The organism is Arthrobacter sp. E3 (genome assembly GCF_017353415.1).
In the GTDB taxonomy this organism is placed as follows: domain Bacteria; phylum Actinomycetota; class Actinomycetes; order Actinomycetales; family Micrococcaceae; genus Specibacter.
In genome coordinates this window covers 1-18363 of sequence record NZ_JAFMPX010000035.1, presented here as the reverse complement: position 1 = coordinate 18363, position 18363 = coordinate 1, and the positions used below count along the sequence as shown (strand labels likewise).

The window sequence follows — 18363 nt, the reverse complement described above, 5'->3', positions numbered from 1 at the left end:
TTCGGGCGGTCCGCTGTCAGCTGGAAGTGTCCGACCCCCCGCCAAAGCCGATGCCACGGTAGATCTCCGGGTGGTGCTTCTTGAGTCGCAGGCCCCAGAGAAGTCCGGCAATGCCCGGCACGATCACCAGTGCCGGCAGTATCCATGACAGCGGGGATAAGCCGTCCGAGCCGATCAGCACGTTGAAGTTCAGCACGATCAGCACGAATACCGTACCGAGGGTCAGTGCGGCCAAGGAGGGGGCAACGACGCGGGTCCAGAGGGAATATCCGGCCGCGTGCTTGCGGAAGTAGCCGATGACTGCCACAGAGATCATCACGAGCAGCAGCACCAGTCCGAAGGCTCCGGTGTTAGTCAGCCACGTGAAGAACGTCAGGACCGGGTATAGCGAGCCGAGTTCGGATCCAGTTCCGGCGATTGCGAAAATGACCAGCATGATGAGGGCCAGCGCGGACTGGGCGAGGGATCCGGCCACCGGAGCATGGCGACGGTTGACGCGCGCCAGAGACCGCGGCAGCACTCCTTCACGTCCGAGCGAGAATACGTAGCGCGCAACGGCATTGTGGAACGCTATGAGGGCAGCCAGCAGGCTGGTCACGAAGAGTACCTGGGTGATGTCCGAGAAAAGGACCGCACCGTGGGCTGTGAGGAAGTTGAATGCCAGATCCGGGCCGTGCACCTGGGCCTCGGCGATGATGTCGCTTGGCCCAGTGCCGATCATCATGGCCCACGAGGAGAATGCGTAGAACACTGCGATGATGCCGACGGCGATGTAGGTGGCCCGTGCGATTGAGCTCTTCGGGTCCTTGGCCTCTTCACTGTAGATCGCGGCCGACTCGAAGCCCATGAAGGCGGCCATGCTGAACGCCAATGCGGCCCCAACGCTGGCAGTGAACAGATCCGTCGGTACCAGGCCCACGTTGCTGACGCCTTCCGGCTGGACAGCGAAGGAGATGACGTCAAAGACAATGACTGCCACGAATTCGCCGGCCACGAGCACACCAATTACCTTGGCGGAGAGATCGACCTTATTCACGCCGAGCCAACCGACGATCACGAAGCCAACGAGAGCGGCAACCCACCAAGGGATGTTGGTGCTTAGTTTGTCGTTGATAAACGACGCTAGCGCGAAACCAAAAAGTCCGTAGATGCCGATCTGCATGGCGTTGTAGGACACCAGCGCGATCCAGGAGGCGCCGACTCCTGTGGCTCGGCCTATGCCTTGGGCAATGTATGCGTAGAAAGCCCCTGCGTTGCGAATGTGAGAGCTCATGGCTGCATATCCAACGGTAAACAGTGCCACGCACACGCCCAGCGCGATGAAGGACAGCGGCACGCCCAGGTTGGCGGTGACGGCGAAGTTGCTTGGCACCCCGCCTGCGACCACGGTCAAGGGTGCCGATGCGGCAATAATCATGAAGACCAGGGCTGGCACGCCCAGCGTGCGCTTGCTGAGGCCCTTGCCGGAATCGTTGTGGGCCGTGATGTCAGCGGCTTGAAGAGTCTGTTCGTGCGACATTAAAACCTCCAGTGGGAGAATAAGCTATGTCCTGAGTGTGTCAACGATCACAGCTCCGGGCTTGTTATTCGCTGCACCGGCATTGACTACCAGCGCAGGAGTTCCCCCCCCTGGCTTCGGGCAGGGCCTGCCGTCACATGACAAGGGAGCCGATGCTTGGCTTGCGGCAACGGCTCCCTCATCGTGGCTGGGTCTGCTAGCCGTTGATCACCTGGGGGACACCGCAGGCTTTGAGGCCCTCGACTCCGAACTCGAGCCCGTATCCGGACTGCTTGGCTCCGCCGAACGGAATGCGGGGGTCGACGGCGCCATGCTTGTTGATCCACACGGTTCCGGCTTGGATGCGTGCGGCTACGCTTCGGGCGGCATCCAGGTCGGCAGACCAGACGGAGGCGCCCAGTCCGACGTCGAGACCGTTGGCCATGGCTACCGCCTCGTCGACCGTGCTGTAGCGAATGATGGGCAGGGCTGGACCGAACTGCTCCTGCGCCACGAGCGGGTTGTCGTTGTCGATGTCCGCCACGAGCGTGGTCGGGTAGAAGTAGCCAGGCTGTCCCGTGTCCGGGTCTCCGCCCATCAGCACCCGCGCACCGGACTCCTTGGCGGCTTCCACCAACCGGGACACAATGTCGTACTGTGCCTTGTTCTGCAGCGGGCCCAGCACATTGGCCTCATCCAAGCCATGACCCATGGGCATGGCGGCGGCGACGGCAGCAAGTTCGTTGCAAACTTCGTCATAGATGTCCTCATGCACATAGAGGCGTTTCAGTGCCGCACACGTCTGGCCCGTGTTGATGAACGCGCCCCAGAACAAATCCTCGGCGATGGCCTTGGGATCGGCGTCGGGGAGCACGATGCCGGCGTCGTTGCCGCCGAGCTCAAGGGTAAGCCGCTTGACGGTGCCAGCGGAGGACTTGATGATCGCCTGGCCCGTTGCCGTGGATCCTGTAAACATGATTTTTCCGATCTCGGGATGCTCGGCCAGGCGGGCACCGACTTCCCTGCCGCCGCAGACCACGGAGAGAACGCCTTCGGGAAGCTCCGAGTTCAACACGTGGATGAGGGCCTGGACGCTCAGCGGCGTGTACTCGGAAGGCTTGAGCACCACTGCATTGCCCATGCGCAGGGCCGGGGCGAGCTGCCAGACCGAGATCATCATGGGCCAGTTCCACGGGCCGATCGCGCCGACGACGCCGATGGGCCGGTAATGCAATGTGGCGTGTGTTGCGCCGTCGTCCACTACGGTTTCATCGGTCAACTCGGTGACCGCGGCAGTCCGCAGCCACGCCGCGCAGGCACCGACCTCGAACCGTGCGTTGGGTCCGTTGAGCGGTTTGCCCTGCTCGCGGGAGAGCAACTGGGCCAGCTCCTCGGCAGAGTGCTCGACGGCATCGGCCGCCCTGAGCAGGGCCGCGCTCCGGCCTTCATGTCCTAGAGCTGCCCATGCCGGCTGTGCGGCGGTGGCTGCGGTGATGGCACGCTCCAAGTCCGCAACGCCGTGGACCGGAGCCTCGCCTACAGCTTCCCCCGTGGCGGGGTCGAAGATGGTCCGGGTTTCGCCTGTGGACGGCGCAATCGTTGTAAGGAGGTCAGCGTACGTTTCCATGAAAACTCCACTTCGAGTTGGTAGGTGCGGTGCGTGAGGGTCAATAATGTGATTCCCAGCTGCTTCCAGTCTCAGCTAAGGCCGTCGCCCCGTCTTGTCATTGCGTGAAGGCCTGTTGACCCCTGGCGAACATGTGCGTCCTTGCCGGACCCTGCCGTGTTGGGCTCAGGTGTGGGCGGCCGACCGCCGATAGCTGCTGGGCGGCTCGCCAAAGGCAGATCGAAAAATACGGCTGAAGTGTGCGGCGTCCACGAAGCCCCAGCGGCCGGCAATGCTGCTGACGGAGCGGTGTGCCAATAGTGGTTCGCGCAGCTCGCGCCGGCAATTCACCAGCCGCCGTGTGCGGATCCAGTGTGCCACCGTGGTTCCAGCTTCCTGGAAGACATTGTGCAAGTGCCGGGTAGAGATGAAGTGCGCCGCTGCAACGCTTGCCGGAGACAAATCCGGGTCGGCGAGGTTGGATTCGATGAAGCCTCGGATGCGTCCCAAAAGTTCCTCATGCGGGCGTTCGGGACCAGCGGGTGTCCGATCCTCCAGCTCCGCGGCAAACATGGTGCTCAACAGATCTACCGTGTTGTGGGCCAGCCGGTGCCCGCTGGCCCCGGAGAGGATGTCGAGGTTTTCCGCAAGGCGGGTCATAAAGGGGCTGATCATCCGTCCCAGTCCTTGGTCGGCTGCCAGCCGGGTCGCCGTCAGCTGGCCCACGGAGCCCGCTGGCAGGTCGAGGGCATCGTGGGGGAACATCAATACCAGCGTGCGGAAGTCTGATTCGAAGGCAAGGGTGTAGGGGCGGTGGGTGTCATACACGGCAAGGTCGCCCGGGTGCAGGACAGCTTCGCGGTTGTCTTGGATCAGCAGTCCGGTGCCGGCCAGTTGCAGGTTGAGTTTGAAATAGAGCCGGTCCGAGTGGCTGATGAGCGAGGGGGTTCGGTGCACGCTGTGCCCGGAGGCGGTGACCTCGATGATGGAGAGTTCATCCAGAAGTCGGGAGCGCAGCAGACCATGAAAATTATCCTGGTTACTGGAACGGACATGCAGCGGCACGAAGGACGCGCAGATGAGATCGTTCCAAGCGGAGAACGAATGCGCGGTTGCGCTGTGGACGGCATCAGCCTTCGGGGTGATAGGTGCCGTTTTGATCGTGGCAGTCATTTGATATCCCTCGTGGTGCGTTGGCCTGTGCGGCGGGATCGTGCCGACCACAGCGGTGGTCACCCGGAAGCGGGGTGACGCCCGGGCAAAACTTTGGGTGGGCACTACTTCTCAATCACTGTAGTTGCTTATGTGGTCCCTGTCACTTATTTTCAACGATGGGCGAATAAAAATTTGATTTAGCAGCGGACGGTCAGTGCAACGGGATTGAGGAGCAGGAGATAGGAGTCCAGCTGAGTACTTAATTGAGCCGCCAGGTGTTTTCCGGGAGAGGTGGCGGCGATAATTTGAGCGCCCAGAAGCATACTCATGAGTTGATTCACAATGTCCTCGTCGTGCACTCCGGCTGTGACTTCGCCACGGTCGCGCGCTTGGCGCAAGTGTCCCTCCAGTGCCGATCGCCACTGATTCATCGAGGTGTCATGCAATGCGGCTTTGGCGGGATCGGTGAGAGTTTTTTGCCAAAAGGGAATGACGATTCGTGCTTCATTGATGCGGTCCTGATCTAGCGGAAGCACTTCCTGGCAGAAAGCGCGTATCGCCTCCAGCCCGACCTTGTTGGCTACGGCGCTCGCGATCCGCTGGTTCGTTCGGCTGAAGACGTGTCCAAAGGCGAATGTGATCAGGTGGTCCTTGGTGGGGAAATAGGGTTTCAGGGCACCGTTGGCGAAGCCAGCTTCGGTGGCGATTTCGCGCATGGTGGCGCCCTCAATCCCGTGTTGGGCAATGATGCGCCACGTGGCATCGACCAGCTCAAGGCGACGTTGGTCGTGGTCAACAATTTTTGGCATTCGACGGCTCCTAACTGGCTGTTTGGCCAACAGGTCTGCGGTGGTTCTATGTGTGCAGCTTGCGGGCAAAGATTCTCTACAAGCATAGACAAAAACCTGGGCTGCCGGCCTTGGCAAACCCAGCTCGCTGTCAGGGCCCTGGAAATCAATTCAAACTGCAGCTGATGCGGGTGACCGGCTCGGTCACCCGCATCAGCTGCGATATGAGCGAAGAGTGCCTGGCGACACCCGCAGGAGCTGTCATCTGAATGCCGGAGGCCCTTCGGACCTGTGGATAAGTGAAATCCGGATTCCGGGACAACTCCTAGACTTGAGTACCTGAAGATACACGCACAACGATGCTCCTGGTTGCGGGATCGGGGTTGAGGATTTCCCATGGCACGGCATGCGCAGGAGGTCCATCGGCCGGGGAAGTGCCCCGCGCAACACTTCACCGGTGGAGTGAATGGGAGGTCACCCACATCGGGGTGGGCCCTGCTGCGGACTGCGGCTGTGTTACTCGTAGTGGTGCTTGTGCTGCTGGTCGGATGGCTGCACAGTTCCGGAAAATGGCCGTTTGAGCCGGAGGCAGGTCCGCCGCCGGTGTTCAGCACGTCATCGCCCGGGCTGGGACACCCAGTTGTCGCCGTAGAGTCAGGAACAGCGCTGGCACTCTTGGATACCTTGGATGTCAAGGGCAAGGTACCTCGCAACAACTATCAACGCAGCGATTTCGGTGAGGCCTGGTTGGACGCCGACGCCAACGGGTGCGACACCCGCAACGACATCCTGCGCCGGGACTTGGCCGCCGTAACCTTCGCTGCGGGCTCCTTGTGCCTAGTGGCGTCAGGGAACTTGGCAGAGCCGTACACAGGGGAGCACCTCGAGTTCAAACGTGGAAAGGAAACCAGCGGCGCCATCCAAATTGACCACGTGGTGGCTCTGGGGAATGCCTGGCAAACAGGGGCGGCCGGGCTGACGCCAGTGCAACGCCAGAGCCTAGCCAACGACCCGCTAAACCTGCTCGCGGTGGACGGGCCGGCCAACCAGGAAAAGAGTGCTTCCGACGCCGCAAGCTGGCTGCCGTCGTCGAAAAAGTTCCGTTGCCATTATGTGACTCGGCAAATCTCCGTCAAGGCCGCCTACCGCCTGTGGGTGACCCCGGCAGAAAAGGCTGCCATGAAGAACGTGCTGGGCCGCTGCCCACAACAAGCTGCGCTCACTTCCGGCTACCGGCGCTGAGTAACGTGCACAGACGCGGACACGCCAGTGCCTGGAAACCTAGTCGCGCTGGGTGCCGATCTCTTCCAGTGGCAGGTCCGGGTGGTTCTTTTGAACCCTGCGCATGGCCCAAATATCGTTGAACAGTGCCAGGAACTCGCCATCGCTGCGCTCAAGCACCTCAGCACCATGGACGGCGCTCAGCGTGGCGGTTGCCTCCGACGTCGTTAATCTGGCGAGGGAGTACGGCAGGCGTTCCAAACGCATGGGGGCATTGAAATCGTGGTGCATGCGGTCCTCGACCACTTCGAACTGCATGGGGCCGACGGCGGCGAGCACCGGTGCCTGGTCCCCGCGCAGATCTGAGCGCAGTACTTGGATAACGCCCTCGTGCTCCAGCTGTTCGATGCCGCGGCGGAACTGCTTGTACTTGCTCGGGTCCTTGGAGCGGGCCACTTGGAAGTGTTCCGGGGCGAAGAGCGGGATGGCAGGGTATTCCACTGGTTCTTCCACGAACAAGGTGTCGCCCACGCGGAGGCTGGAGGCGTTCACCAAGCCCACGACGTCGCCCGGGAAAGCCGTGTCAATGACTTCGCGCTCCCGGCCAAAGACCTGTTGCGCGTACTTGGTGGCAAAGGACTTCCCGGTGCGGGTCTGGGTGACCACCATGCCGCGCTCAAACATGCCTGAGCAGACGCGGATGAACGCCACGTGGTCACGGTGGGCCTGGTTCATGCCGGCCTGGACCTTGAAGACAAACCCGGAGAACGGCGCATCCACAGCGCGTGCGGTGCCGGTGACATCATTGCGGGGCGAGGCCGGCGGGGCAAAATCAACGAGCGTGTCCAAAATCTGCTTCACACCGAAGTTCAATGCGGCCGAGGAGAACAGCAGGGGAGTGGCCTTGCCGGCGTAAAACGCATCCATGTCCAAGGGGGCATCTTGATCAACGAGCAAACTGGCCTCATCGGTGGAATCAGTCCAGGCGTCGCCCTCGGACTTCGCCGCCGCCTCGGGAGTCATGTACTCGGTCAACGCGATCTGCGCGCCCGAGCTGTTGCGGGCAAACTTGGCGAACTCGTTGCGGCGGATGTCCCAAACGCCGCGGAAGTCCCCGGCAATGCCGATCGCCCACGTCAGCGGCATGGGGGTCAGCCCGGTGCGCTCAGTGATTTCATCCATCAGCTCCAGCGGATCCAGGCCCGGGCGGTCCCACTTGTTGATCACGGTGATGATGGGGAGGTTGCGCTGGCGGCACACCTCAAAGAGTTTCATGGTCTGTGTTTCCAGGCCCTTGCCCGCATCCACAAGCATGACGGCGCAGTCAACCGCCGCCAGCACGCGGTAGGTATCTTCGGAGAAGTCGGCGTGCCCGGGGGTGTCCAGCAGGTTGATGACAGTGTCGCGGTACGAGAACTGCAGTGCCGCGGAGCTGATGGAGATGCCACGGTCCTTTTCCATCTGCTGCCAGTCGGAAATGGTGTCCCTGCGGTTTGATTTGCCGTTGGTGGCCCCAGCTGTGCCAATCACCTTTGCATGCAGCGCCAACGCTTCAGTCAGCGTGGACTTGCCCGCATCGGGGTGCGAAATAACGGCAAAGGTTCTGCGCCGTTGCGCTTGACCGGTGATTTCGGTGGCGCGGGCGGGGGACTGGGCCGGAGAGGACACAAGACTACTTTCTAGCGGTGAAAAGGACGAACAGGTAGGAGCAGGACACCAACCATCAAGTTTACCGCAGCGACAGATACCCGTGGCCCAGCTGCCAGGCACCTCCGGCATCGATGCGTTCCAGGACAATCCGTTGCAGCGCCGTCGTACGGGGTAGTGCCTGAAGGTGGTCCATGCTGCGGGTGCGGAACGTGAAGTAGATGGCGTCGGAAGGTTCAGTGCGGGGTTCACCGTACGGGGTGAAACGGGCTGCGAACGCGGCAATGTTGGAGGAGGGCTCCAGGTGTTGGACGAGGTAGGGATCCAGCAGCCAGGACTCACAATTGGCTGTGGCAACAGAGTGTTCTGGGAAGTGTTCGGCAAAAAACGGCGCAGCAAGGGCAAGGCTCTCGCTGACGGCTGCGGGGGCGAGTCCGCCACCTTCGGGAATGTGGACGCCCACGATCCACTCATCGGAGGCCACACCCGGGATGGCCGCCGTTGGCTGGTGGATCAGATATTGCAGGCGGCCGAGCTGGTAAATGCGGCCCGCGTACAAATGGTTGAGCCACTTGTACGTGTCCATGCCGAAACGGTGACGGACACGGCGGTGGATGGCCATGTTCCGGCCAACATCGGCCAGGGTTGCCCGGGTGACTTCTTCCGGTATATGCAGTTCGGCGTGCCAGGCAATAAGTTCGGGGGCGAAGCGCAGCATGGCACCAATCCAGTCCAGCTCGCCCACGGGGAGCTCGGCTGTCTCCAGCTGTGGCAGGGAGGAATCAGCGCTGCCCAGCCGTGCGGACAAATGCTCCAGCACCAGTTCCACCGCCGGGGTGGCCGCCCCATCCAGCAAGGCAAGGCAGTCCGCTTGATCCTGTGGGTCAATGCCCAAGTAGTCAAGGGCAAGGATGGGGCTCAAAGTGGTGCGTGGGGTCATTGGGCCAGTTTAGCGAAGCTGCGTGCCAGAACTTGCTCAGTGTTGGAAGGCAGTGATGCGCAGCGGTTGGACCTGCGCGTCGTTGCGGGACAACCGCCCGCAGGTCCAGCGGCCACGATCAGTGCTTGTGGGCCTTGGGCTTCTTGACGAACAGGGTCTCGGCCTGCTCCAGGGACATGCCATTGGTCTCCGGGATCTTGAACATCACGAAGAAAAATGACGCTGCAGCAATCACCGCGTACATCCCATACGTCATTGGCAGTGAAACCGACGCCATGACCGGGAAGCTGAGGGTGACAAGGAAGTTCGCAATCCACTGTGCGGCGGCGGCCAGACCCAGGGCCCGGGCGCGGATGCGGGCAGGGAAGATCTCACCGAGCAAAACCCAGACAAGGGGTCCCCACGAGGCCCCGAAGCAGACGACGAAAACGTTGGCGGCAATCAGCGCAATGGGAGCCCAAGCCCCGGGCAGGCTGATGTTCGCACCTGTTCCGGTGGCTGCGGCGAACGCCAAGGCCATGGTTCCCAGCGAAAGTGCCATGCCGATGGACCCGGTCAAGAGGATGGGCCGGCGCCCGATCCTGTCCACGAGGGCAATGGCCACGAGCGTGACGAGGACGTTCACCAGCGCTGTCACGACGGAGATAGCCAGTGAGTCCTTCTCCTGGAATCCAACTGCCTGCCACAGGGTGGAGGAGTAGAAGAAGATGACGTTGATGCCGACAAACTGCTGCAGCATCGAGAGGATGATGCCGATCCACACCACAGGCATGAAGCCAAAGCGGCTGCCGCGCAACGAGCCCTTCCTGGCCGAAAAGGTATCCTCCTTGGCAGCGGCCTTGATCTCCCAAATGATGCGCTCATGGTCCTCACCGGGGGCGATGGTTTTGAACAGTTCCGCCGCTTGTTCTTCCTTGCCTTGCTGAACTAGGAAGCGGGGGGACTCGGGGAGTGCCAGGGCAACGGCGTAGTACACGATGGCCGGGACCACGCCGATCAGGAACATCCAGCGCCAGGCAGCCATGCCAAACCACAATTCCTGCGCAGCCCCCGAAGCGGCGTTGGCGAAGAGCGCGTCGGAGAGCAGCGCTGCAAAAATACCGATGGTGATGGCCAATTGCTGCAGGGATGCCAGCCGGCCGCGGTGCCTGCGCGGTGAAATTTCGGAGATGTACGCCGGTGCTATGACGGAGGCAAGGCCAATGCCAATACCACCGACAAACCGCCACACGATGAGATCTGCCACGCTGAAGGCGAACCCGGTACCGAGGGCGCTGACCAAAAACAGGATGCCGCCCAGCTTCATGACGGGGATGTGGCCCTTGGCCTCCGCGAGCTTGCCTGCGATCCAGGCGCCGAGGGCGCAGCCCAAAAGTGCGACGGCGACGGTGAAGCCCGTGAGCGCACCGCCAAGTTTGAACTGGCCTTGGATTGCGTCGACGGCTCCGTTGACCACCGAGGCGTCAAAACCGAAGAGGAACCCGCCCACCGCCCCAGCCACGGCCAGCCCCACCACTTTGCGGGGTATTCCAGGATTGCCGTAAGGGTGTGCGGTGGTCGTTTTCAGCGTTGTTTTGCCGGACATGCTGCCCCTTTGCGGCCGCGGCAAAGAGGGCGCGGCCGGTGTTGAAAGACTGGTGGGTGAATTTCCCCAGTGGCCAAGGTACGCCCGGCCGGGCCTCCCCAAGGCACTATTCACCCCACCACAACGCGTGAGAAAACTCTCATGCGAGGTAGCTCACGCACAAGGAAGCGAGTATGCGGGTCAGTGGCCGAACGGATCGGGGTCGACCCCGGGCATCCACGTCAAGCCCGAAACTCCCCAGCCGTTGCTCTTTGCTGCCCGTTTGGCTTTCTTTGCGTAGCGGGCATTGAGCCGGTCAACATAGAGCTTGCCGTCGAGGTGGTCGTATTCGTGCTGCATGCAGCGTGCAAACCAGCCGCTTGCCTCAAAGTCCAGCGGGGTGCCGTCCACGTCAAAGCCGCGCACGCGGACCCAATCGGCCCGCTTCAGCGGAAAGTCGATCCCGGGAACGGAGAGGCAGCCTTCAACCTCGTCGTCAGGGTCCGGTGCGTTGCCGGAGATCTTACCCACCGTCAGCGTGGGGTTCACCAGAACGCCTCGAGGAGGGACGCCGTCGTCGTTCTCCATCTTGTAAGTGAAAATGCGCAGACCCACGCCAATCTGCGGAGCGGCCAGACCCACACCATTGGCGGCGTCCATGGTGTCGAACATGTCAGCGACCAACGACTTCAGGTCCTCATCGAAGGCATTGACCTCATCAGCGCGGCGGTGAAGCACAGGCTCACCCAAAATGGTCACGGGGCGGATCGTCATGACGGCTTCCTTTTCAGGCTGGAATACTTTTTTACGTTTTGCACATGCTGACAATGAAAAACACCCCGATCAAATGACCGGGGTGTTTCGTGATTCCACAGGAACCACACAAGGGGTGAGATACGGGGGTTGAACCCGCGACCTCCTGGACCACAACCAGGCGCTCTGCCAACTGAGCTAATCCCACCATGTCCGCCGCAAAACAGTTTCGATCTTTTTACGATGTCCGCTGTGCTTGTGGCAACGACGACTAGTCTACCTGATCAAATATGGTGTCAAGACCAAAATTAGATCTTCCTGCAAGAATGTGAGCTAGATCGCTTATGAGCAGTGGAAATTCCTTGATAGGTCAAGGAATGCGCTGCTAGAACTTGGCCGCAATCTTCTTGGCAGTGGCGGAACTAGGGCCGGGCGGCGGCACGAAAACGGCTTCGCGGTAGTACTTGAGCTCGTTGATGCTGTCCTTGATGTCGCCCAGTGCCCTGTGGCCGCCGGTCTTGGCCGGTGACTGGAAGTATGCGCGTGCAAACCAGCGGCGGGAGAGCTCCTTGATGGTGGAAACGTCGATGACGCGGTAGTGGAGGTGCTCCACCAGCTCAGGCATGTCACGGCTCAGGAACACCTTGTCCGTGCCGATCGAGTTGCCGGCCAACGGGGCCTTGCCGGGCGTGGAAACGTACTTTTTAATGTAGGCGAGTACCTGAGCCTGGGCGTCTTCCATAGTGGTTCCGCCGGCCAGTTCATCGAGAAGCTTCGAGGAGGTGTGCATATCGCGAACAAAGTCACCCATCTGGGCCAGTGATTCGTCGCTGGGCTTGATGACGACGTCAACGCCCTCACCCAAAATATTCAACTCTGAATCCGTCACAAGCACCGCAACCTCGATCAGGGCGTCATTGACGGCATCCAGGCCCGTCATCTCACAGTCAATCCACACAATGCGTTCATTAGTAATAGCCACCCGTCCAATGTACCGCGAACGCTGCATTCTTCAGATTCAGCCGGGCACGGTCACCACGTGATGTCATCCGCTGATTCCAGCGGCTGCCTTTCGCTGAAAACACGCATGGCGGGCATGGCGCAGGCAAGGTCCAGGACTGGTGGAAAAAGGAGCTGTGTGCGCTCTTGGAGTTCACTCAGGGTGATTTGGTAGACCCTGAACTCGTCCAACGCCAGAATGGCCCGCAGTTGGTCCAGGTCCTGGGTCAGCAGGAACACGCGGGCCTTCAAAACGCCTTGATCCTGAAAAACCAACATTTTCCAGTACTCCGATGGCAGCGCCACGCCGCGGTACATGCGGTCATCCGTGCGAAACACAGGGCCGGCAATGACGTTGACCCTCAAGTTTTCAACATCAACATCCTCGTAAAGGGCGTCTTCCAAACGTCCCCAGATACCGTTTTGGCTGCTCTGGTTGAAGTCGTCCATTTGCGGGGTGATGTTGCTGTAGAAGAAAGAGTCACGGTTGGCTTGTTGTGCCTCAGGCAGTTCGCCCCACAACAGGTCAGCACGGCGTGCCAGATGCCCGCGGTCAAGCCGGTTGCCGCTGTACAGCTCATTTCCCACCTGAAACTCAGCCGGCAACCGTGGATCCTTGCTGAAGGAAAGCCCGGCACGACTGATCAGTTTCATGCCATCCCCGTCAATGTTCCAGGCAACCCAGCGGGCAAAATGCCTCGATTTACTCATGGACAACGAAAAATGTGTGTAGGGGATGAACTCCTTGCCCTCCCATAAAACCGCATCACTTTGGATGTCTGGTTCCAGACTAGGCGGCTGGACACAGGTTCCAAGGAAATCAGCAACATATCCACGACGTTGGATGGATTCTTGGGGTTCGAGGTTGTTGCTTGGCATCCTGAGCATCTGCTTCCTAGGGGGTGCAGCCACGTGGACTAACGGGCTGATGTCCCCAGCGTAGGAGCCAATGACTTGCATTGACAGTGGAGCCGTGCGTTCCCAGCTGCGGTCGAGCAGCCGGAAGGATTGGGTAAGGAAGCTTAGGGCTCCTTGGTCGTTGCCGTCGTTGCCGTCGTTGAGAGTGCGGGCATGCCGTTTGACCGTGCCACGGCGGGGGCTGCCGCAACTGTGAACGGGGCTCCGGCGTCGTGTTTGGGGATGAGAGCGGGGTTGCGGCCCAGCAAAAATAGTTGACGCAAGCTCCACACAAACAAGATCACCAGCAGCAGATTGCGCCCTGTCAGCACAGCGGCCATGACTGGGTTGTCGTGGGAAAGCGCGGTGTAAAACATCGGATATATAAAGTAGGTCAACACGGCCACAGCTATGAGCAAGGTGGCCGGAACACGCCACGCCTTCCACTGGTGCGCCAGGCCGACAGCGACCGGCGGAGCCAGCCACACCATGAACTGCGGGGACCCCACCTTGTTGAACACCACAAAAGCGGTGATCAGGGCCAGCGAGCCGAAAAGGAGCAAAGCAGTGCGGTCGGCGCCACCGTTGCGCTTGCCCGTGTGCAGGGCCCAAAAAATGAGGACAGCCACGAGCAGTGCGGCAACAATCAACAACGGCTGCATCAGCACCACCATGACCTCGGAACCAGGCCCGTCGACCTGCATGGAGTTGATGTCCTCGTTCATGTACATGTGCGCCCCGCCCAGGCCCAGCACGCTCATCCACAGCCAGGGGGCGGTGAACGTGGCTTCGAGTTGCATGCCGCGGTCTCCTTGTTCCAGCAGGAAGTTCAGCAATTTTGGCAGCGAACCCATGCTCAGCGCCAGCACCACGACAAACACCGTGACCAGCACGCCCGCCAGCACCACCTGCACCCGCTGTCTCACCACGGTGAAAAGCGCAAGAACGACGGCGGCCGGCCAGACTTTTGTCCACGTTGCCACACTAAGAATGAAAGAGGTCAGGAACGGACTGGCGACGCCAAGGGACAGCGCGATGAGGACCACCGGTGCGGTGAGTCCATCAACACGGGCAAAGCCGAGCCACGCCATCACGGTGGAAAAAGCAAGCCACCACAGGGCGGCCGGAATGGCCTGCCGTTCTTTGCCCCAGCAGGTGAGCTTGCCCACAGCCAAGGCGTTCAGCACGGAAATCATTAAAACCCAGATGAACAGGAACGGGCCACTGCCCAACACGTAGGAGACTGCCATGGGAATAAGCGCAAGGATGGGGTAGACCCACGGGCTTGGACCTAGAACGCGCGTCTCATCGAAGCCAACAGAGGCCCAGACACGGTAGATTCCCGTGTCGCTGTATGCCTCGCCGCTCAGCGATTGCATGCCCGCGATGACAAGCGCTGTGCCGTGGAGCACGGCAAAGACCAGCCAAAGTCCCTGGGGCGATTTCAGCCATTTCTGGACACGCACGGGAAGCAGCGCGTTCCGGAAGCGGGCAAGGCTGTCAAAAAACGTATCCGTGGAGATGGTCGGGTCCTTCTTGAGATGGGGGCGGCCAAGGCAACACGCACGCGGGGCGGATGCCGAGAGTCCCGCAGCGACTTTTCTCAGAAACTGCCCGGCCAGTGTGGGTAGAATGCCAAGAACGGTGTCTTGGCTGCTTATATGTTAGCGCAGCACCCCGCTGGTTCCCGGGTTGCCCGGCTGGCACACACCGGAGTGCTCGGCTCTGGGAAGGTCATGCCTGACCATGGGCGGCTCGAAAAGTACAGGAGACAACTTGTTGACCAACACGCGTGGTGTCCGACCGGAGGCGAAGAATAAAGTGTTAGCCAAGCTTCCCTTCCGCACCGGCACTGCGTCCTCAGCTGTCTGGCAGGGTTTTGCGGGATCAGTCATGCTCACGTTGGGTTCCTTTGGCATTGGTTGGCTGGCCAGCAGTTCCGTATTGATCCGCAACCCGCTGTTCATCCTGGCTAGAACCACGCCTGTGGCTGTTGTGGTGGCAACCGTGCTGCTGTGCGCGGGGGCTGTGCTGATTTTCCGCGCGTGGCTGCGGCTTCGCCAGCACTTGGCCGGGTGGGGTCCTGACTCGGCGGCGGTGTTGAAGAAGGCGCTGATTTTGTGGGTGACACCCATGATGTTCGCCTTGCCGGTGTTCAGCCGTGACTCCTACGCCTATATTGGCCAAGGCCGGCTCATGCAGCAGGGCCTTGACCCGTACACCAACGGCATCTCAGCGCTTAATAACTACTTCCTGCTGGGCCCGGACACCATGTGGACCGAAGCGCCCACACCCTACGGTCCGATGTGGCTTTGGATTGAGCATCTCGCTGTAATGCTGCCAGCCAACAGTCCGGAAATCGCTTTGATTCCGTTCCGCCTGGCTAGCCTGGCCGGTGTGATCCTGTTGTTCATCTATGTGCCAAAACTTGCGGCCCGCCATGGCTTCAACCCGAATCGCGCAGTGTGGTTGGCAGTGTTGAACCCCTTGGTACTGATGAATTTTGTGGCCAGTGTCCACAACGATTCACTCATGCTTGGACTTGTTGTGGCTGGTATTTACTATGCATCAGCCAAACATCCGGTGGCCGGGATACTGCTTGTCACTGCCTCCATTGCCATCAAGCCCATCACGTTGATAGCGCTGCCATTTGTGGGTCTGCTGTGGGCCGGTTCGCAGGCTGGATGGCTTCGTAAATTTGGCTTCTGGGCAGCCACACTGGGAATTTCGACGGCGCTCTTGGGTGCCATGGGTGCCACCAACGGGCTTGGCTTCGGCTGGTTGGCCGCGTTGCGGACGTCCGGCACGGTGTGGCATTTGTATGCGCCAGTCGGGTTGCTTTCCAACGTTGCCGGCGGTGTGGTGTCCTTCTTTGGCGGAACCGGTGGCACGGTGACCAGCGGCATCCAAACCGTCTGCGTGGTCATCTCCATCTTGATCGTCATGGCGTTGGCCTTCTTCAAGATTTCGCCGCAGATGAGCACACCAACCGGTGGAACCTTGGATGAAAAACAGCGATACAGCCAAGCCGTGCTGCGTCGCATGGCATGGGGGTTTGCGGCAGTCGTGCTGCTGGCGCCGGCCATCCAGCCCTGGTACATGCTGTGGCTGTTGGGCTTCTTCACTGTCACCGGCATTGCGGAAGGCTGGCAGGAGCGACTGGTGTTCTACTTGGGCGCCTTTTTCATTCTGATCGCCCTGTCGGACCAGATCAGCGTGTTCCCATGGATCCCGCTGGTACTGATTCGTTCGGTTGCCATTGCAGTGGGGCTGCTGGGCGTGCTCTACGTCATGTTTTGGGACAGGCAGACCCGTGGGCTGTTCATGCCTCGGCGCGCCGCTGATTCCGTCACTGAGCACTGAGCACTGAGCACTGAGCCCTGAGTGAGCACTGAGCCGGGCCGCCATCGCACGCCAGTTCAGAGCCGCTTGAGTGCTTCGCGTCTGGACAGCGGGCTGAGCTGCCCCTCGTTTACGGCAACATAGTTGCGCACCCATTCCGGGTCGGTCCGGGCGTATTGGCGCAGTGCCCAGCCAATTGCCTTGCGGATGAAAAACTCCTGGTCCGCCATATTCACGGTGATGACGTCGTTGAGCAGCGCCGTGTCCGTCTCCACTTTCGCCGGCAGTTGGGAGATGATAGCAGCCCTGCGGAACCAAAAATTTGGGTGCGTGCTCCATTCACGCAGCAGCGGATCCATGGTGGCGCGATGTGTTTGCAATAGTTCCCACAGCCGCGGTGCCACGGTGTCCACAAAATCCCACCACTGCCCGGTCTCAATCACGACGGCGTAGAACGGCAGGAGCCCCACCTCACCCCTGCCAAGGCGCGAGTCCGTAAGCATGATGGCGGCGTACCGCTCTTCTCTGAAGCTGGCATTGTGCCACAGCTTGTTCACGGTGGCATGAAGTTGTTCCACGTCCGTAAACGGGTGCGTTTTAGCCAGGTCCCGCACTGTCTTGCGCACAGTGGGCGATGGCACGCCCAGAAACGGCATGCTCGACTTCATGTACGTTGCCATGGCTTCGGACTTCTCCGGAACAGCAACACCTGCCAGTGCAGGACGGAGCCCAGCCAAGAAGGCGGTGTTGGGGGAGTCTGTTGGGGGAGTCCTTTGTGTTTGGGTAGATTGTGCCGGGGCCATGGCAAAAGCCTAGCTGGGCTGCCATGGAGGGGACTACCATGTGGTTGGTATGGAGCAAGGTGCGTGGCCACTTATTGGCGAACCCATCGAGGAACGCTGTGCCGGACCCAGTGCTGCCCCAACAAATACCACCGATTGGGCTGGCCGCGATCTGGTGGCCGCCCTTCGAGCGGCCGGGTGTGTCTACGCCGAGGACGAAGCTGCCATCTTGATGGGTGCCTGCCGAACACGGGTCGAACTGGACGGTATGCTCGCACAGCGCGTGGCTGGAATTCCCTTGGAGCACCTTGTGGGGTGGGCAGAATTTTGTGGATTGCGCATGGTTGTTGCACCTGGGGTGTTTGTGCCGCGACGCCGCAGCGAGTTCCTTGTTCGCCGAGCCCTCACTGAGCTAGCTGGCCGCCCATGGGGGGAAAGCCGGCTGAAACTCTTGGATCTGTGCACCGGCTGCGGAGCCGTCGGTGCGGCGCTGGCCCGTTCACTGCCCGGCTGTGAACTCCATGTTGCGGATGTGGATCCTGAGGCCTTGGCCTGCGCGGGGAAGAACGTGGCGGCGTTCGGCGGGGAAGTCTATTGCGGTGACTTGTTTGATCCGGTACCGGACAGCCTGCAGGGCAGCTTTGACGTGATTGTGGCCAACGCACCGTATGTCCCCACCGGATCCATCGCCTTCATGCCCCGGGAAGCGAGGGTTTATGAGCCCAAGGCGGCGCTTGACGGCGGCGCGGACGGTCTTGCTTTGCACCGCAGGATTGCTGCCGAAGCACCAACGTGGCTCAGCAAGGACGGCTTGCTGCTTGTTGAGGCCAGTGCCCGCCAGGCCGAAACAACCGCCGTTATTTTGGCCCGCCACGGATTCAGCGTCAGCGTGTCAAGGAGCCAAGAGTTGAGCGGCACTGTTGTGGCTGGCAGGTTGTTACCGGCCAGTGGACGCACCAGGAAAGGGTCTTCATAAAGGCGGTGAAATCAGCCCAGAAGTAGGGAACCGGCTAGCCTCGGGATATTGGAGCCAGTCCGCATCGCCTAGGTGCATGGGTCAGTAGTCGGGAACGGCAGGGATCAGGTAGTGGCCTAAAAAGGGGTTAAAACGCCGGTGGATTAACAGGGATTCCGTGCTGGTGCTGGGAGAATTGGGGTATGGATATTCCTT

Annotated in this window: 16 protein-coding genes and 1 tRNA gene; 3 read left to right on the top strand and 14 right to left on the bottom strand. The window is 60.8% G+C overall.

What is annotated here, in order from left to right:
* Positions 1–16 precede the first annotated feature (16 nt).
* The 4 genes from JMA46_RS13560 to JMA46_RS13545 all read right to left on the bottom strand — a co-directional run bounded on the left by JMA46_RS13560 (position 17) and on the right by JMA46_RS13545 (position 5068).
* Complete coding sequence (locus JMA46_RS13560; RefSeq protein WP_207345877.1) at positions 17–1519, bottom strand: APC family permease; 1503 nt, start codon at positions 1517–1519, stop codon at positions 17–19.
* A 196-nt stretch (positions 1520–1715) separates the two neighbouring features.
* Positions 1716–3125 carry an aldehyde dehydrogenase family protein gene (locus tag JMA46_RS13555; RefSeq protein WP_207345876.1) on the bottom strand — a complete coding sequence of 470 codons (1410 nt, stop codon included), beginning with the start codon at positions 3123–3125 and terminating at the stop codon, positions 1716–1718.
* A 165-nt stretch (positions 3126–3290) separates the two neighbouring features.
* Positions 3291–4277: a helix-turn-helix domain-containing protein gene (locus tag JMA46_RS13550; protein WP_207345875.1), complete on the bottom strand. Its 987-nt coding sequence runs from the start codon at positions 4275–4277 to the stop codon at positions 3291–3293.
* 179 nt (positions 4278–4456) lie between these two features.
* Entirely contained in the window at positions 4457–5068 is a 612-nt protein-coding gene (locus JMA46_RS13545; RefSeq protein WP_207345874.1) for a TetR/AcrR family transcriptional regulator, read from the bottom strand.
* A gap of 492 nt (positions 5069–5560) precedes the next feature.
* Here JMA46_RS13545 and JMA46_RS13540 point away from each other — a divergent pair, with 492 nt between their 5' ends.
* Positions 5561–6289 carry an HNH endonuclease family protein gene (locus JMA46_RS13540; protein WP_348770170.1) on the top strand — a complete coding sequence of 243 codons (729 nt, stop codon included), beginning with the start codon at positions 5561–5563 and terminating at the stop codon, positions 6287–6289.
* Positions 6290–6328: 39 nt separating this feature from the next.
* On the opposite strand, the gene JMA46_RS13535 is transcribed toward JMA46_RS13540, so the two are convergent.
* From JMA46_RS13535 to JMA46_RS13495, 9 genes are all read right to left on the bottom strand, one after another.
* Positions 6329–7936, bottom strand: coding sequence for a peptide chain release factor 3 (locus JMA46_RS13535; protein ID WP_348770169.1), 1608 nt, complete (start codon positions 7934–7936; stop codon positions 6329–6331).
* Between the two features lie 61 nt (positions 7937–7997).
* On the bottom strand, positions 7998–8855 hold the full coding sequence (locus JMA46_RS13530) for an acyltransferase domain-containing protein (RefSeq protein ID WP_207345871.1): 858 nt from the start codon (positions 8853–8855) through the stop codon (positions 7998–8000).
* 118 nt (positions 8856–8973) lie between these two features.
* Positions 8974–10440: a sugar porter family MFS transporter gene (locus tag JMA46_RS13525; RefSeq protein ID WP_207345870.1), complete on the bottom strand. Its 1467-nt coding sequence runs from the start codon at positions 10438–10440 to the stop codon at positions 8974–8976.
* A 180-nt stretch (positions 10441–10620) separates the two neighbouring features.
* The gene (gene def, locus JMA46_RS13520; protein ID WP_207345869.1) at positions 10621–11193 is read right to left on the bottom strand and encodes a peptide deformylase; all 573 of its coding nucleotides are present in this window, start codon (positions 11191–11193) and stop codon (positions 10621–10623) included.
* Positions 11194–11307: 114 nt separating this feature from the next.
* Positions 11308–11380: transfer RNA gene (locus tag JMA46_RS13515), tRNA-His, on the bottom strand.
* Between the two features lie 177 nt (positions 11381–11557).
* Positions 11558–12112 carry an oligoribonuclease gene (orn, locus tag JMA46_RS13510; protein WP_247647307.1) on the bottom strand — a complete coding sequence of 185 codons (555 nt, stop codon included), beginning with the start codon at positions 12110–12112 and terminating at the stop codon, positions 11558–11560.
* A gap of 92 nt (positions 12113–12204) precedes the next feature.
* A complete protein-coding gene (locus JMA46_RS13505; RefSeq protein WP_282099601.1) occupies positions 12205–13050 on the bottom strand; it encodes a DNA/RNA non-specific endonuclease in 846 nt (281 codons plus the stop codon).
* 143 nt (positions 13051–13193) lie between these two features.
* Positions 13194–14543 (bottom strand): glycosyltransferase 87 family protein, encoded by a 1350-nt coding sequence (locus JMA46_RS13500; RefSeq protein ID WP_247647306.1) that lies wholly within the window; start codon positions 14541–14543, stop codon positions 13194–13196.
* A 189-nt stretch (positions 14544–14732) separates the two neighbouring features.
* Positions 14733–14963, bottom strand: coding sequence for a hypothetical protein (locus tag JMA46_RS13495; RefSeq protein ID WP_207345866.1), 231 nt, complete (start codon positions 14961–14963; stop codon positions 14733–14735).
* Here JMA46_RS13495 and mptB point away from each other — a divergent pair.
* Complete coding sequence (gene mptB / locus JMA46_RS13490) at positions 14962–16431, top strand: polyprenol phosphomannose-dependent alpha 1,6 mannosyltransferase MptB (protein ID WP_207345865.1); 1470 nt, start codon at positions 14962–14964, stop codon at positions 16429–16431. The two genes, JMA46_RS13495 and mptB, sit on opposite strands and share 2 nt — an antisense overlap.
* 56 nt (positions 16432–16487) lie before the next feature.
* On the opposite strand, the gene JMA46_RS13485 is transcribed toward mptB, so the two are convergent.
* Positions 16488–17213, bottom strand: a complete 726-nt coding sequence (locus JMA46_RS13485) for a DNA alkylation repair protein (RefSeq protein ID WP_207345864.1) — start codon at positions 17211–17213, stop codon at positions 16488–16490.
* A gap of 49 nt (positions 17214–17262) precedes the next feature.
* Here JMA46_RS13485 and JMA46_RS13480 point away from each other — a divergent pair, with 49 nt between their 5' ends.
* On the top strand, positions 17263–18168 hold the full coding sequence (locus JMA46_RS13480) for a putative protein N(5)-glutamine methyltransferase (RefSeq protein ID WP_207345893.1): 906 nt from the start codon (positions 17263–17265) through the stop codon (positions 18166–18168).
* Positions 18169–18363 lie beyond the last annotated feature (195 nt).